At 48.3% G+C, this 15,210-nt stretch carries 8 protein-coding genes, 9 tRNA genes and 3 rRNA genes; all 20 read right to left on the bottom strand.

The window, feature by feature from the left end; genetic code table 11:
- Window positions 1–196: 196 nt before the first annotated feature.
- Window positions 197–889, bottom strand: coding sequence for a BofC C-terminal domain-containing protein (locus F0220_RS23780; protein ID WP_149846775.1), 693 nt, complete (start codon window positions 887–889; stop codon window positions 197–199).
- 202 nt (window positions 890–1,091) lie between these two features.
- Window positions 1,092–1,165 (bottom strand) — tRNA-Pro (locus F0220_RS23785).
- Window positions 1,166–1,172: 7 nt separating this feature from the next.
- Window positions 1,173–1,251: transfer RNA gene (locus F0220_RS23790), tRNA-Leu, on the bottom strand.
- A 16-nt stretch (window positions 1,252–1,267) separates the two neighbouring features.
- Window positions 1,268–1,344, bottom strand: a tRNA-Arg gene (locus F0220_RS23795).
- A 6-nt stretch (window positions 1,345–1,350) separates the two neighbouring features.
- Window positions 1,351–1,425 (bottom strand) — tRNA-Gly (locus F0220_RS23800).
- 24 nt (window positions 1,426–1,449) lie between these two features.
- A tRNA-Asp gene (locus F0220_RS23805) sits at window positions 1,450–1,527 on the bottom strand.
- 27 nt (window positions 1,528–1,554) lie between these two features.
- A tRNA-Met gene (locus F0220_RS23810) sits at window positions 1,555–1,628 on the bottom strand.
- Between the two features lie 17 nt (window positions 1,629–1,645).
- Window positions 1,646–1,721, bottom strand: a tRNA-Val gene (locus F0220_RS23815).
- 8 nt (window positions 1,722–1,729) lie between these two features.
- Window positions 1,730–1,801, bottom strand: a tRNA-Glu gene (locus F0220_RS23820).
- A gap of 4 nt (window positions 1,802–1,805) precedes the next feature.
- A tRNA-Asn gene (locus F0220_RS23825) sits at window positions 1,806–1,881 on the bottom strand.
- An 83-nt stretch (window positions 1,882–1,964) separates the two neighbouring features.
- Window positions 1,965–2,081 (bottom strand): 5S ribosomal RNA (gene rrf, locus F0220_RS23830).
- A gap of 81 nt (window positions 2,082–2,162) precedes the next feature.
- Window positions 2,163–5,090: ribosomal RNA gene (locus F0220_RS23835) — 23S ribosomal RNA — on the bottom strand.
- Between the two features lie 308 nt (window positions 5,091–5,398).
- Window positions 5,399–6,951: ribosomal RNA gene (locus F0220_RS23840) — 16S ribosomal RNA — on the bottom strand.
- Together the 16S, 23S and 5S rRNA genes with 9 tRNA genes alongside form the textbook arrangement of a ribosomal RNA operon.
- A 546-nt stretch (window positions 6,952–7,497) precedes the next feature.
- A complete protein-coding gene (locus tag F0220_RS23845) occupies window positions 7,498–9,120 on the bottom strand; it encodes a LysM peptidoglycan-binding domain-containing protein (RefSeq protein WP_105601118.1) in 1,623 nt (540 codons plus the stop codon).
- 195 nt (window positions 9,121–9,315) lie between these two features.
- The gene (gene ilvE / locus F0220_RS23850) at window positions 9,316–10,200 is read right to left on the bottom strand and encodes a branched-chain-amino-acid transaminase (RefSeq protein WP_017692630.1); all 885 of its coding nucleotides are present in this window, start codon (window positions 10,198–10,200) and stop codon (window positions 9,316–9,318) included.
- 148 nt (window positions 10,201–10,348) lie between these two features.
- Complete coding sequence (gene pheA, locus F0220_RS23855) at window positions 10,349–11,221, bottom strand: prephenate dehydratase (RefSeq protein WP_105601119.1); 873 nt, start codon at window positions 11,219–11,221, stop codon at window positions 10,349–10,351.
- Window positions 11,218–12,186: a homoserine kinase gene (gene thrB / locus F0220_RS23860; protein ID WP_091011906.1), complete on the bottom strand. Its 969-nt coding sequence runs from the start codon at window positions 12,184–12,186 to the stop codon at window positions 11,218–11,220. Before thrB ends, pheA begins: the two co-directional genes overlap by 4 nt.
- Window positions 12,183–13,253: a threonine synthase gene (thrC, locus tag F0220_RS23865; RefSeq protein WP_105601121.1), complete on the bottom strand. Its 1,071-nt coding sequence runs from the start codon at window positions 13,251–13,253 to the stop codon at window positions 12,183–12,185. Before thrC ends, thrB begins: the two co-directional genes overlap by 4 nt.
- Window positions 13,254–13,368: 115 nt before the next feature.
- Window positions 13,369–14,655, bottom strand: a complete 1,287-nt coding sequence (locus tag F0220_RS23870; RefSeq protein WP_017692626.1) for a homoserine dehydrogenase — start codon at window positions 14,653–14,655, stop codon at window positions 13,369–13,371.
- Window positions 14,656–14,713: 58 nt separating this feature from the next.
- A complete protein-coding gene (locus tag F0220_RS23875; protein ID WP_017692625.1) occupies window positions 14,714–15,151 on the bottom strand; it encodes an ACT domain-containing protein in 438 nt (145 codons plus the stop codon).
- Window positions 15,152–15,210: the final 59 nt, after the last annotated feature.

Raw genomic sequence — 15,210 nt, forward strand, 5'->3', positions numbered from 1 at the left:
TACATGTTTATTCGTATTTTCAACTATTTCAGTATAAACGACAAAAAGGACATCTCTTCGATGTCCTTCATCATATTCCACATATATTTGGGTGTAACGCTTGATTCCCTAAACCATCAATGTTATTGCTATTGCCACCATTTCACCATCGTTTCAGTACTTCACAATCTTAGTACTGTAGGTGAGGACGTTTGGATTACCCGCCATTACGGATTAAATGATGATCTTCATCCACGGCGTAGTCACTGAACGTAGAAATCACGCTATCATACTCATCCTTGTCCTGAATCCGAATCCCCTGCTGCAATTGATCCAGCACCCCTTCAGGCAAAGAACTTTCCAACGTCCCAACATCCAATTGAAAGAACGTACGAATAACCTTCTCTTTTGCCGGCTTACCCTCGTACAAATTAAGGTTCCCTACAGCATCTATGCTGATATAAGCCTGCTGTTTACAAAGCGATGAAAGATCATCTACACGTTGCTTCAAATGCAACTCATCTGATGTTCCGACGGTAGCATCCCATTCCGGATGTTGAGCAAGGAGCATCTTCAACTGCGGTCTAGCCATCTTGCCTAACTGCTCTGTCTCCACTCCGCAGATGTACTGTGTTTCCAAAACCACACTTGTCAAATGATCCGGATCAGAATCAAGTTGCTCTACTAACGCCTGAATCTCCTGTTCAGATCTTGTTTCCTGCGTAACAGGCCCCATCACACTGGTTGCCTCACTAAAATTAGTTGTCAGCAAACGCTCAATCGCCGATGAGATGGACAACCCGCTATAAGCCAATATCGTAACTGCAAGCAGAGCCGCCGTCATCCATACTGTTCGTTTCCACCGTCGCCAGCGTCTCTTGAATTGTTTTCTGAAGTTAAACGTGTTCACATGAACCCCTTCTATCACTTTTTAAACCTATTGTGACCTAAAGACTGAGGCTTTATGCACAACTAACTTATCGCTGAAGAAGGAACACACATGTGTTAGGTTAGAGAACTTGTCATAGTGAATACCGGAACCTGCATTTATAGAATCTTATATAGATAAATATAAAAAAACACTATCTAATTATAGATAGTGTTTTTAGAGATCGGGATGACACGATTTGAACATGCGACCCCCTGGTCCCAAACCAGGTGCTCTACCAAGCTGAGCTACATCCCGTTATATATACCGGCGAGAGGACTCGAACCTCCACGGTTTCCCACTCGATTTTGAGTCGAGCGCGTCTGCCATTCCGCCACGCCGGCAAATTTGAAGTTATAATGGCGCGCCCTGAGAGATTCGAACTCCCGGCCTTTTGATTCGTAGTCAAACGCTCTATCCAGCTGAGCTAAGGGCGCAAATATTGGAGCGGAAGACGGGAATCGAACCCGCGACCCTCGCCTTGGCAAGGCGATGCTCTACCGCTGAGCCACTTCCGCATACGGTATTAATAAATATAAAAATGGCGGAACCGACGGGATTCGAACCCGCGATCTCCTGCGTGACAGGCAGGCATGTTAGGCCAACTACACCACGGTTCCAGATCACTTTCTCAAAAGAAAGTATAATTGCGGGGGCAGGATTTGAACCTGCGGCCTTCGGGTTATGAGCCCGACGAGCTACCGGGCTGCTCCACCCCGCGTCGTTATAAAGTTTATATGGTGGAGGCTGAGGGGATCGAACCCCCGACCCTCTGCTTGTAAGGCAGATGCTCTCCCAGCTGAGCTAAGCCTCCAACTTATATGACCCGTAGGGGATTCGAACCCCTGTTACCTCCGTGAAAGGGAGGTGTCTTAACCCCTTGACCAACGGGCCTTAATGGCTCCCCGAACAGGGCTCGAACCTGTGACAACTCGATTAACAGTCGAGTGCTCTACCAACTGAGCTATCAGGGAATATATGCATTTGCAGGGCAAATGCAATTCATCGTACAACGTCCACATGCAGAGCCTGTTTTCTATGTATGATGAAAGAGTTCGCTTGGCGGCGTCCTACTCTCCCAGGACCCTGCGGTCCAAGTACCATCGGCGCTAGAGGGCTTAACGGTCGTGTTCGGGATGGGTACGTGTGGAACCCCTCCGCCATCGCCACCAAACGCATAGCTGTGCTTACATTTCAGAGATCGTTCTCTGAAAACTAGATTCGAAACGAAACATGCGAATTATCACTTGCATATTTGGATAAGCCCTCGACCGATTAGTACTGGTCAGCTCCATGCATTGCTGCACTTCCACCCCCAGCCTATCTACCTCGTCGTCTTCAAGGGGTCTTACATACTGGGAAATCTCATCTTGAGGGGGGCTTCACGCTTAGATGCTTTCAGCGTTTATCCCGTCCGTACATAGCTACCCAGCGGTGCTCCTGGCGGAACAACTGGTACACCAGCGGTACGTCCATCCCGGTCCTCTCGTACTAAGGACAGCTCCTCTCAAATTTCCTACGCCCACGACAGATAGGGACCGAACTGTCTCACGACGTTCTGAACCCAGCTCGCGTACCGCTTTAATGGGCGAACAGCCCAACCCTTGGGACCTACTTCAGCCCCAGGATGCGATGAGCCGACATCGAGGTGCCAAACCTCCCCGTCGATGTGGACTCTTGGGGGAGATAAGCCTGTTATCCCCAGGGTAGCTTTTATCCGTTGAGCGATGGCCCTTCCATGCGGTACCACCGGATCACTAAGCCCGACTTTCGTCCCTGCTCGACTTGTAGGTCTCGCAGTCAAGCTCCCTTATGCCTTTGCACTCTTCGAATGATTTCCAACCATTCTGAGGGAACCTTTGGGCGCCTCCGTTACTCTTTAGGAGGCGACCGCCCCAGTCAAACTGCCCACCTGACACTGTCCCCGCACCGGATTACGGTACCAGGTTAGAACCTAGATACGATCAGGGTGGTATCCCAACGTTGCCTCCACACAAGCTGGCGCTCATGCTTCAAAGGCTCCCACCTATCCTGTACAGATCGTACCCAAATTCAATATCAAGCTGCAGTAAAGCTCCATGGGGTCTTTCCGTCTTGTCGCGGGTAACCTGCATCTTCACAGGTATTAAAATTTCACCGGATCTCTCGTTGAGACAGCGCCCAAGTCGTTACGCCATTCGTGCGGGTCAGAATTTACCTGACAAGGAATTTCGCTACCTTAGGACCGTTATAGTTACGGCCGCCGTTTACTGGGGCTTCGGTTCACAGCTTCGGGATTACTCCCTAACCACTCCCCTTAACCTTCCAGCACCGGGCAGGCGTCAGCCCGTATACTTCGCCTTACGGCTTCGCACAGACCTGTGTTTTTGCTAAACAGTCGCTTGGGCCTTTTCACTGCGGCCCCCTCGTGCTATTCACACTACCGGGGCACCCCTTCTCCCGAAGTTACGGGGTCATTTTGCCGAGTTCCTTAACGAGAGTTCTTCCGCGCGCCTTAGAATACTCTTCTCGCCTACCTGTGTCGGTTTGCGGTACGGGCACCATCACCTGGCTAGAGGCTTTTCTTGGCAGTGTGAGATCATGACCTTCGCTACTATAATTTTCGCTCCCCATCACAGCTCAGCCTTACAATGTGCGGATTTGCCTACACATCAGCCTTACTGCTTAGACGGACATCCATCAGTCCGCGTCACTACCCTACTGCGTCCCCCCATTGCTCATAACGGCTTACGGTGGTACAGGAATTTCGACCTGTTGTCCTTCGACTACGCCTTTCGGCCTCGCCTTAGGTCCCGACTTACCCTGAGCGGACGAGCCTTCCTCAGGAACCCTTAGGCTTTCGGCGGATCAGATTCTCACTGATCTTTTCGTTACTCATACCGGCATTCTCACTTGTATAATGTCCAGCGCTCCTTACGGTACACCTTCAACCCTTATACAACGCTCCCCTACCCCTGATGCAAAGCATCAAGCCATAGCTTCGGTGGTGTGTTTAGCCCCGTTACATTTTCGGCGCAGAGTCACTCGACCAGTGAGCTATTACGCACTCTTTCAATGGTGGCTGCTTCTAAGCCAACATCCTGGTTGTCTGTGCAACTCCACATCCTTTCCCACTTAACACACACTTGGGGACCTTAGCTGATGGTCTGGGCTGTTTCCCTTTTGACAATGGATCTTAGCACTCACTGTCTGACTCCCGGAAGTAAGTCTATGGCATTCGGAGTTTGACTGAGCTTGGTAACCCTTGCGGGCCCCGCACCCAATCAGTGCTCTACCTCCACGACTCTGTTTTCCGAGGCTAGCCCTAAAGCTATTTCGGGGAGAACCAGCTATCTCCGAGTTCGATTGGAATTTCTCCGCTACCCCCACCTCATCCCCGCATTTTTCAACATGCGTGGGTTCGGGCCTCCAGTGCGTGTTACCGCACCTTCACCCTGGACAGGGGTAGATCACCCGGTTTCGGGTCTACGTCCACGTACTATGTCGCCCTATTCAGACTCGCTTTCGCTGCGGCTCCGGCTCTTCACCTTAACCTTGCACGGGAACGTAACTCGCCGGTTCATTCTACAAAAGGCACGCCATCACCCCTAAAACGGGCTCTGACTTTTTGTAAGCACACGGTTTCAGGTTCTATTTCACTCCCCTTCCGGGGTGCTTTTCACCTTTCCCTCACGGTACTGCTTCACTATCGGTCGCTAGGAAGTATTTAGCCTTGGCAGATGGTCCTGCCGGATTCATACGGGGTTTCACGTGCCCCGCACTACTCGGGATCCGTCTCGGAGGGAACAGACTTTCAACTACAGGGCTTTTACCTTCTTTGGCGGGCCTTTCCAGACCTCTTCGCTTAACCGGTTCCTTTGTAACTCCATGTGAGACGTCCCACAACCCCAAAGAGCAAGCTCTCTGGTTTGGGCTTCTCCGCGTTCGCTCGCCGCTACTGACGGAATCACTATTGTTTTCTCTTCCTCAGGGTACTTAGATGTTTCAGTTCCCCTGGTATGCCTCTACACAACCTATGTATTCAGTTGTGAGTAACTGGAAATTACCCCAGCTGGGTTTCCCCATTCGGACACCCCCGGATCAAAGCTTGCTTACAGCTCCCCGAGGCAGTTTCGTTGTTCGCCACGTCCTTCATCGGCTCCTAGCGCCTAGGCATCCTCCGTGTGCTCTTAGTAGCTTAACCATTGCGCTCGTGTTCGAGCTGTCGCTTCCCTTGTTTTGGACTACGTCCAAAGCCAAAAGTCACTCCATTTCGATCACTCGCTCCAGCAATCTACCGTTTTTATTGAAACTTGTTTAACACAAGTTCAGCTAAAAAGGAATGTTCTAATTCGCGTTTGTTTCGTTTCGATATCTAGTTTTCAAAGAACAAGCTCCATGCAAAAGCAAGCTGTTTTGAGAGTTTGAGCTCTCAAAACTGAGCAACGAGTGAGTGTTTTGCAGCTAAGCTGCATATTTGAATGTTTCCACTCGGGAAACGATTCTCCATAGAAAGGAGGTGATCCAGCCGCACCTTCCGATACGGCTACCTTGTTACGACTTCACCCCAATCATCTATCCCACCTTCGGCGGCTGGCTCCTTGCGGTTACCCCACCGACTTCGGGTGTTATAAACTCTCGTGGTGTGACGGGCGGTGTGTACAAGACCCGGGAACGTATTCACCGCGGCATGCTGATCCGCGATTACTAGCAATTCCGACTTCATGCAGGCGAGTTGCAGCCTGCAATCCGAACTGAGACCGGCTTTGTTGGGATTGGCTCCATCTCGCGATTTCGCAGCCCGTTGTACCGGCCATTGTAGTACGTGTGTAGCCCAGGTCATAAGGGGCATGATGATTTGACGTCATCCCCACCTTCCTCCGGTTTGTCACCGGCAGTCTATCTAGAGTGCCCATCCGAAATGCTGGCAACTAAATATAAGGGTTGCGCTCGTTGCGGGACTTAACCCAACATCTCACGACACGAGCTGACGACAACCATGCACCACCTGTCTCCTCTGTCCCGAAGGAAAGATACATCTCTGCATCGATCAGAGGGATGTCAAGACCTGGTAAGGTTCTTCGCGTTGCTTCGAATTAAACCACATACTCCACTGCTTGTGCGGGTCCCCGTCAATTCCTTTGAGTTTCAGTCTTGCGACCGTACTCCCCAGGCGGAGTGCTTAATGTGTTAACTTCGGCACCAAGGGTATCGAAACCCCTAACACCTAGCACTCATCGTTTACGGCGTGGACTACCAGGGTATCTAATCCTGTTTGCTCCCCACGCTTTCGCGCCTCAGCGTCAGTTACAGCCCAGAGAGTCGCCTTCGCCACTGGTGTTCCTCCACATATCTACGCATTTCACCGCTACACGTGGAATTCCACTCTCCTCTTCTGCACTCAAGTCACCCAGTTTCCAGTGCGATCCGGGGTTGAGCCCCGGGATTAAACACCAGACTTAAATGACCGCCTGCGCGCGCTTTACGCCCAATAATTCCGGACAACGCTTGCCCCCTACGTATTACCGCGGCTGCTGGCACGTAGTTAGCCGGGGCTTTCTTCTCAGGTACCGTCACCTTGAGAGCAGTTACTCTCCCAAGCGTTCTTCCCTGGCAACAGAGCTTTACGATCCGAAAACCTTCATCACTCACGCGGCATTGCTCCGTCAGGCTTTCGCCCATTGCGGAAGATTCCCTACTGCTGCCTCCCGTAGGAGTCTGGGCCGTGTCTCAGTCCCAGTGTGGCCGATCACCCTCTCAGGTCGGCTACGCATCGTCGCCTTGGTGAGCCGTTACCTCACCAACTAGCTAATGCGCCGCAGGCCCATCCCCAAGTGACAGATTGCTCCGTCTTTCCAGTTTCCTTCAGGCGAAGAAAACAATTATTCGGTATTAGCTACCGTTTCCGGTAGTTGTCCCAAACTTGAGGGCAGGTTGCCTACGTGTTACTCACCCGTCCGCCGCTAAGTATCAAGGAAGCAAGCTTCCTATCAACTCCGCTCGACTTGCATGTATTAGGCATGCCGCCAGCGTTCGTCCTGAGCCAGGATCAAACTCTCCAATAAAGTATTGAAAAGAGCGATAAGCTCATTTTGAATCTGACGAGATTAAAAATCTCATTTGTGCTCCAGTCGATCCAAGCCAAGGCTTGTTTCAAACTTTCGCGTTCATTCTGCAAGCAGAATGTTTACTCACTCGTTGTTCAGTTTTCAAAGATCAAACTTATTTCATTATCTCTTGTGTTTCCCGTGTCAGCACTGTGTTTCAGCGGCGACTTAAATAATATATCATACGGCTGAATGTAATGCAACAGTTTTTTTTATTTCTTTTCTTTAGTAGTTTTACATTAGCCAAAGCTATCATATCCGTACCCTATCTTGTCCTTCCATATTAGGTCATGCTAATAGGGTACAAATATTTTAACACATTTATGAAAGGGTTTACAATAAATTCTTAATAAAATGCTTTCTATCATTTCCTGGGCAACTAAATCTCCGTTATGCGCACCTCAATGTTCACTCAGGTAAGCGGGAAGCCAGCTCTCTATTACAGAGCTGGCTTCCCACTTATATAACAGCTACCTCACTTATTGTTCAATCGCAATCCCAAGGTTAGTTTTGTATCCAAGGATTACGACGCTTTTTATCAGATTTTCGTTGGTTGGAAGGAGCTGCACCCTCTCTGGATGTTTTCCCGGACACGGATACCTTGGATTTATTCTTCAGAGGAGCCTTGCTTGTTCTGCGTTTTGCAGCTGTCGGTTTATTCCCTGCTTGCTTGGACTTCCCTTCCGAATCTGATCCAACCTCTTCAATTGCTACCTGACTTAAGTTAGCGTCTTCACGCCCCCCTTTTTTACCACCCTTGCCTTGCCCTTGAGGAGGGTACATTTCACCAAATGCTCCAAGAGGGGACGGCGGAACCATGCTCTGAGTAGGATACGGATTCTGATAAGCATACTCAATAGGCTGGTTTGGCATCGTTGATGTGGACATTTCAGGCGGCATACCGTACGAAGGACCGTACATATTCCATGCCGGATCCTGATAACCATGAGAAGGATAAGTATACTGCGGCATATGTGTATGTGAGCCACATCCGCATGGAGGGTACGGAAGCATTGAGTATGGAGACATGAAAGGCGGCTGATGATTCATATGACTAGGTGCTACATACGTTGGGAATGGACTATTCACTTCGCCAGCTGGTGCAATCGGAAATGAGTTGTTTTGCATGTCTGCGGACAGATTCGGCAAAACGTTATTGTGGTTATAACCCTGCTCCGCGCCAGTCCACGGACTGTTAGGCAGATCACTGCCACTATAAGGACTAACTTCCGGAATCCCTGGAAACCCCGCATTGTTACTCGCTCCTGCCGTGTACATGTCTTGCTGAGCACCATACACCTCTTGTACAGGAACCGGGATTTGAACATAAGGGTGCTCGGCTGGCGCATGATGCAACTTATTACCACAACCACAAGGCTTTTTCGTTGCTGGTGCAACCTCAGTTGGAGACTTTGTATTAGGCATTACAGGCAAAGGCATAATTTCAGGCGATAGATTAGGCATTGTGTATTTCTTGGATTCTGCTACCGGTTTTACCTCAACTTCGGGTTTAACCTCTTCTTTTTTGTGCGTTTCCTTTTCGGGTTTCACTTCAGGAAGCTCTGGTAACTGCGGCAGTACCTCCAGTTCAGGCTTCACATTCGGCTTCTCCGTATTGGCTGGTGGTGGAGCAGGGACCGGAACAGGAACCTCTGCTACTGGAGCAGGAGGAGTTGGCATAACTGGCGCCGGTGGTTCCGGTTCTTTGACTCCCGTGTATTCCTTACCTTCAGGTGACAACTTTTCATGAGCAGCAATATTGCTGGCACCCGAATTAGATGTGCTGTTTCCTTGTGCGTGCATAGATGGAATATAAACTGTCTCCCCCACCAACAGAGCGTTCGGGTTTTTCAACTGTGGATTGGCATTGACCATATCTTTCAAAGGAACTCCCCAGGCTTGTGCCAACTTCCATAACGAATCTCCTTGCTGCACCTTGTGACTGTGGAGCACACCCTCCGGTTTCGGTGTTACTGGCTCAGCAGGGATTTTGACCTTCATGCCAATATCCAACTTGTCGGGATTTGTGATTTGCGGATTAGCCGCGATCAATTTGTCCAGCGCTACATTGTATTTTTGGGACAGCAGATATAATGTGTCGCCTTTTTTCACCATGTGTATTTTCACAGGGAACTAACCTCCTAGACGTCATACTTGGGCAGTACATTCGCCCATACCGTTACTACATCCTATGCAGAAACCGGGCTAATGACATCAACTAAACAAAAAAAATCCTCCTGTCTCTAAAATCCCCATACACCAGGTATGCAGAATTTTATCGGACAAGGAGGATTCCTGTTCCCTATGTTATGCAATTCTAACTTAAGATTCCCACACTTTATATCCATCTTTGTCAACAATCTGACGGAATGCTTCCAGCAATCTCAGCGTTACCGGACCTGCTACCCCCGTGCCAATTGTTCTTCCATCCACTTCATATGCAGCGATAACTTCTGCAGCTGTCCCGGTGAAAAAGACTTCGTCTGCGATATATACATCATGCAAGGTGAATGGTACTTCTTTTAATTCAAGCTCCAGTTCGCCACATAGATCGATAATCGCTTGACGTGTAATCCCTTCAAGTGCTCCGAGATAACAAGGGGGCGTGTACACTACACCATTTTTGATGATGAAGATGTTATCACTTGAACCCTCAGTAACGTAACCTTGGGAGTTCAGCATAATTGCTTCACCAGCACCTGAATAGTTAGACTGGATTTTAACCAGGATGTTATTCAGATAGTTCAATGATTTAATTTTTGGATTCAAGGCGTCCGGAATGTTCCGGCGTTGGGATACAGAAACTGCTTTCAAGCCAGTTAGATAAGCTTCCTCCGGATAGATCGCCAATTGTTCCACGATGATGATTACAGATGCCTTAGGGCAACGTAACGGGTCCAACCCCAGATTACCAGGGCCACGCGATACAATAAGACGAATATAACCATTACGCATATCATTGCGGCGCACCGTTTCAGCCATGACTTCCAGCATCTCATCAATGGACAGCGGAATGTTCAAACTAATGGATTTTGCCGAATCATACAAACGATCCAAGTGGGCCTTACATCTGAAAATATTTCCATTATAGATCCGAATACCTTCGAAAATCCCGTCTCCATACAAAAATCCATGATCATATACCGAAACGGTTGCGTTCTCCTTGGTCACATACTGACCATCCAAATAGATCCATTGTTCTGCCACTGATGACTGCACCTCCATAAAATATCCATTCCCTGTACTCCGAAACGTTATTAACCCGTCCATTGTACACCAAATGACAAGCCATTACTCGCTCATTCTACCCCGACTTATGACAACCTTCTAACATTCCCAAACACCATCAGGTCAATTATCTCGAAGGATATGTGTAACAAGGATAGCTACCCAGAACGCGCACCTGACAATTCAATGCTTCAATCTCTTCCATGGCTGCGGTAAGCAATACCGAATCGACCGTTTCCACAACATCAATGTAAAAATAGTAACTGCCCAATCGTTTCTTCGTTGGACGAGATTCGAGACGGGTCAAGTTCAGCTTCCGCCATGCAAAAGCTGACAATACCTGATGCAACGCACCCGGTGCATCTTCTGGCAACGTCACCAGCAAGCTGGTTTTTACATGATCCGGTTCACGTGGAATGTTCACAGGTTCATGGCCTATAAGCACAAAACGGGTGTAGTTGTTGTCATGATCTGTAACCCGTTCAGCCATAATGTCCAAGCCATGCTTCTGAGCAGCAAGCTTTGTACCGATCGCCACCCAGCCCTTACCTGGATTTTTTTTCACAATTTCTACAGCTTCGGCTGTACTGTTCACACCTTCAAGGTCGGCCCCAGGCGAATGTAGCCGAATAAAATTCTGACACTGTGGAATAGCCACTGGATGGGACATGATCTTGGTAATTCTACCGAAATCATACTCGCCACTCTCTGTCTTAAATTCCGAGCCATGTCCGATAACATTCTGGATGGATGGGTATACCCACTCTGCTTGCATCGGAATGTCTACTTCATTCACAAGCCAGTCCATATGGAGACTAACGGAACCCTCAATGGTATTTTCGATCGGAATGACACTGTATTGTGCATTCCCGCTATCCGTTGCTCTAAACACATCCGAAATCAACTTGGAATGAAGCAAATCTAATGGTTCTCCGTTGAAAAGGAAATCAATTGCCTCATGAGAGACTGAGCCTTCAGGTAATACTGCAATTCGTTTCATGCATTAACTTCCCCTTTGATTCTGTCCAGAAAAGGACGTTCGTCTTGATCAGGCAGCACGGTTACACCGTCCAAATCCGGATCGAGCCACAGTGCAGAAGCAGATATGCCCTCCCGCTCCATAGTGTCCAGCAAATATTGTTCCAATCCCGCTTTCCGGGTGTCATGACGATCTACCAAAGTCAATACGGTCGGGCCAGCTCCGCTCAGGGCAGCTCCCAACGCTCCATGATCAACAGCATGTTCCAATATCTCAGCCATGCCTGGCACCAATGATGCCCGATATGGTTGGTGAATTCGATCTGACATCGCCTTCTGAATCATATCCAGTCGTCCACTCGCCAAAGCGGCAACGAGCAGTGAAGATCTGCTAATGTTATGCACCACATCAGACATGCCAAATTGCTCTGGAATTACATTCCTTGCTTTTGAAGTAGACAGCTGGAATTCAGGTATAATAACCAACGCCTGCAGATCCTGGTGTGGTTCAATACGTATATGATCTACCTGTTGACCATTCCATGCAGCCGTAATAATACCGCCATACAGAGATGCTCCCACATTATCAGGATGCTTCTCGAGGGATGTGGCCATATCCAGAAGCTTCGCATCGGATAAAGGAGCACCAATTAATGCATTCGCTGCTGCCAGTGCACCAACGATGGCTGATGCACTGCTCCCGAGTCCCCGCGTAAGCGGAATATCGGAATACATGGAAATCTCCAATTCAGGGATGGATACCCCAGCTTCATTGAATACCATCTGTGCAACTTCGTAAATCAAATTCGATTTATCTGTTGGCAGACCTGTCAAATGATTGCCGTAAAGATGAAATGACGTCTGTTCGGCAGGTTTCATTTCCAACCAGGCATACAAAGACAATGCCATGCCCAGGGTATCAAACCCCGGACCGAGATTGGCTGTGCTTGCAGGTATTTTTACAGTTACCTTTTCACGCAAACTCATACAGATTGCTGCTCCAGTTGTGCAATAGCCGCCATTACTGCTTCTTCCGTATCTTCAACAACAAGTGGCTCAGTCGCTACTGTTTTGATCGCAATATTAGGATCTTTCAGGCCATTACCTGTCAGTACACAAACGACAGTCTCTCCGCCTTTAAAGTACCCTTCACTCTTCAGTTTGTATACACCGGCAAGGGAAGCCGCAGAAGCAGGTTCAGCAAAAATCCCTTCCCGAGAAGCAAGTGTACGGTACGCTGTCAGGATTTGTTCATCCGTTACATAGTTGATCTGTCCACCAGATTCCTCAGCTGCAGCTACTGCCGTTTTCCAGCTCGCTGGATTACCGATTCGAATCGCTGTTGCTACTGTTTCAGGTTCAAGGATCGGCTCACCTTTGACAATGGCCATCGCACCTTCTGCTTCGAAACCAACCATACGTGGAAGTGTGCTGGACTTACCTGCCTCTTTATATTCTTTGAAACCTTTCCAATAAGCCGAGATATTACCCGCATTACCGACTGGAATAGCCAGAACGTCAGGCGCTTCGCCAAGTTGTTCAATGACTTCAAACGCTGCTGTCTTCTGTCCTTCAATCCGGAACGGATTCACAGAGTTTACAAGCGTGATCGGATGTTTGGCTGTGATCTCACGCACAATCTCCAGTGCACGGTCAAAGTTACCATTGATCGCAATCACCTTAGCTCCATAGATCATGGCTTGGGCCAGTTTACCCAGTGCAATGTTGTTATTCGGGATCAGTACGATACAATTGAGGCCACCACGTGCGGCGTAGGCCGCAGCAGCTGCTGACGTATTACCTGTGGATGCACACATAATCGTACGGCTGCCCTCTTCCATAGCTTTGGCAACTGCCATAACCATACCGCGGTCTTTGAAAGATCCCGTAGGGTTCAAACCTTCATACTTGAAATAAACATTCAAACCGAGTTCCTCAGACAGATTCTCTGCATGAATCAACGGTGTATTTCCTTCCTGAAGCGTAAGAAAGGGTGTATTTTCATTAACTGGAAGGTGTTCTCTGTACGTTTGCAAAAGTCCTTGATATCTCATTGTGGGTAAACTCCTTTATGTTTTAATAATCTGAAATGATGACCTGTTGAACCAGATATGATTAACTTGTACGTTATAACTGAAATAATTGAGATGCCGTATGGGATATGGACAATTACCCTTCGACCCGGTAGACACTCTTAATGCGGCGAATGACGCTGAGTGATTCAAAATGTTTTAACACTTTATCCATGCTTGCCTTACTTGCATTATGTGTAACGATAATGATCTCGGCATCCGGGTTGTGCTCATTCGGCTGTTGAACAACCGACGCCAGACTGACATCATACTCTGCGAAAATTTGTGTGATCTGTGCCAATACACCGGCTTTATCGTCTACGTGTAGTAAAATAAAGTTTTTTGACACGATCTGCTCGTCGCTTTGCAGTCGCTTAATCTTATAAGGCACAATTGCTTTGAGACCGTTCACGCCAAGTTTAAGGTTTTTGGTAACCGCCACAATGTCAGCTACAACCGAAGTTGCCGTTGGGAGTTCTCCCGCACCCGCACCGTAGAACATCGTCTCCCCTACAGCTTCACCGTGTACATATACTGCGTTGAACACACCGTTGACTGAAGCAATCGGGTGATTCTGTCTAACCATTGTCGGCTGAACGCTGATCGTGATCTCATCGCCAATACGGTCCGCAATACCAAGTAACTTCATCTCATAGCCCAATCTTTTGGCATACATAATGTCTTCTCGAGTTACGGAGGATATTCCTTTAACAGTTACATCCTTCAGCTCCACATTGGTGCGGAAACCGAGTGTACTCAAAATCGCCATTTTGCGAGCTGCGTCAAGTCCCTCCACATCGGAAGTTGGATCCGATTCGGCATATCCCAGAGCCTGTGCTTCAGCCAGTACTTCTTCATAGGATGCACCTTCCTGACTCATTTTGGTCAGAATAAAGTTCGTTGTTCCGTTCACAATCCCCATAATGCGGGTAATCCGATCAGAAGAGAAACCTTCAATCAGCGTACGAATGATCGGAATCCCTCCAGCAACACTCGCCTCATAGAACACGTCACATTGTTTTTCCTGTGCCTTCGCCAAAATCTCTGTACCATGCAGTGCCATGAGATCTTTGTTTGCTGTTACGATATGTTTCCCACGTTCCAACGCTTCAAGAATATACTCCTTCGTCTGATCAATGCCGCCCATGACTTCAACGATGACATCAATATCCGGATGCCGAATGACTTCCCAAGGATCTTCCGTAAGCTTGGCACGGTCTACAGCAATAACACGTTCTTTCTCTGTATTTTTCACTGCGATCTTCTCGATGACAATCGGCGATCCAACCTGACTGCTCAGATCCTCCTGATTCCCTTCCACAATGCGAACGACTCCCGTTCCGACAGTTCCCAGACCCAACAATCCGACTTTTACTGGTTTCACTAACGATCTACCCCCTAATGTCTATTCTTGTCCGTCAGTCCTGTATGTTAAAGCCTAATTACCCTTGGCCTACAATACGTGTACGTCTTACTCCAGGCATATCTTGCATTCGATCCAGCATTTCACCAATTTCGCCATGAAGATGTGTTGTTTCCACCGAAATGACAACATTGGCTCTTCCTTGAAGCGGGATACTCTGATTAATCGTGAGTACATTAGCTCCATAACCAGCTACATGTCCAAGCACACGAGACAAAATACCCGACTGATGCTCCAGATCAATGGAGATCGTTACAATTCTCTCGCGCTCAAGCTGGTTGATCAGATGAATTCCATCTTTGTACTTGTAAAAGGCACTCCGGCTTAATCCGACCTGTTCAACCGCCTCATGCACTGTTTTAACATCACCAGAAGCAAGTAGTTCTTTTACCTGCATGGTCTTCACCACTGCCTCTGGTAAGATATCTTCCCGTACTAAGTAATAGCGTTCGTTCACAGAACGTCCTCTCCTCAAAGACTCATGTATTCATATAGTGGACATTATATAGGATCTAT

It is taken from the genome of Paenibacillus sp. 37 (assembly GCF_008386395.1).
Lineage (GTDB): Bacteria > Bacillota > Bacilli > Paenibacillales > Paenibacillaceae > Paenibacillus > Paenibacillus amylolyticus_B.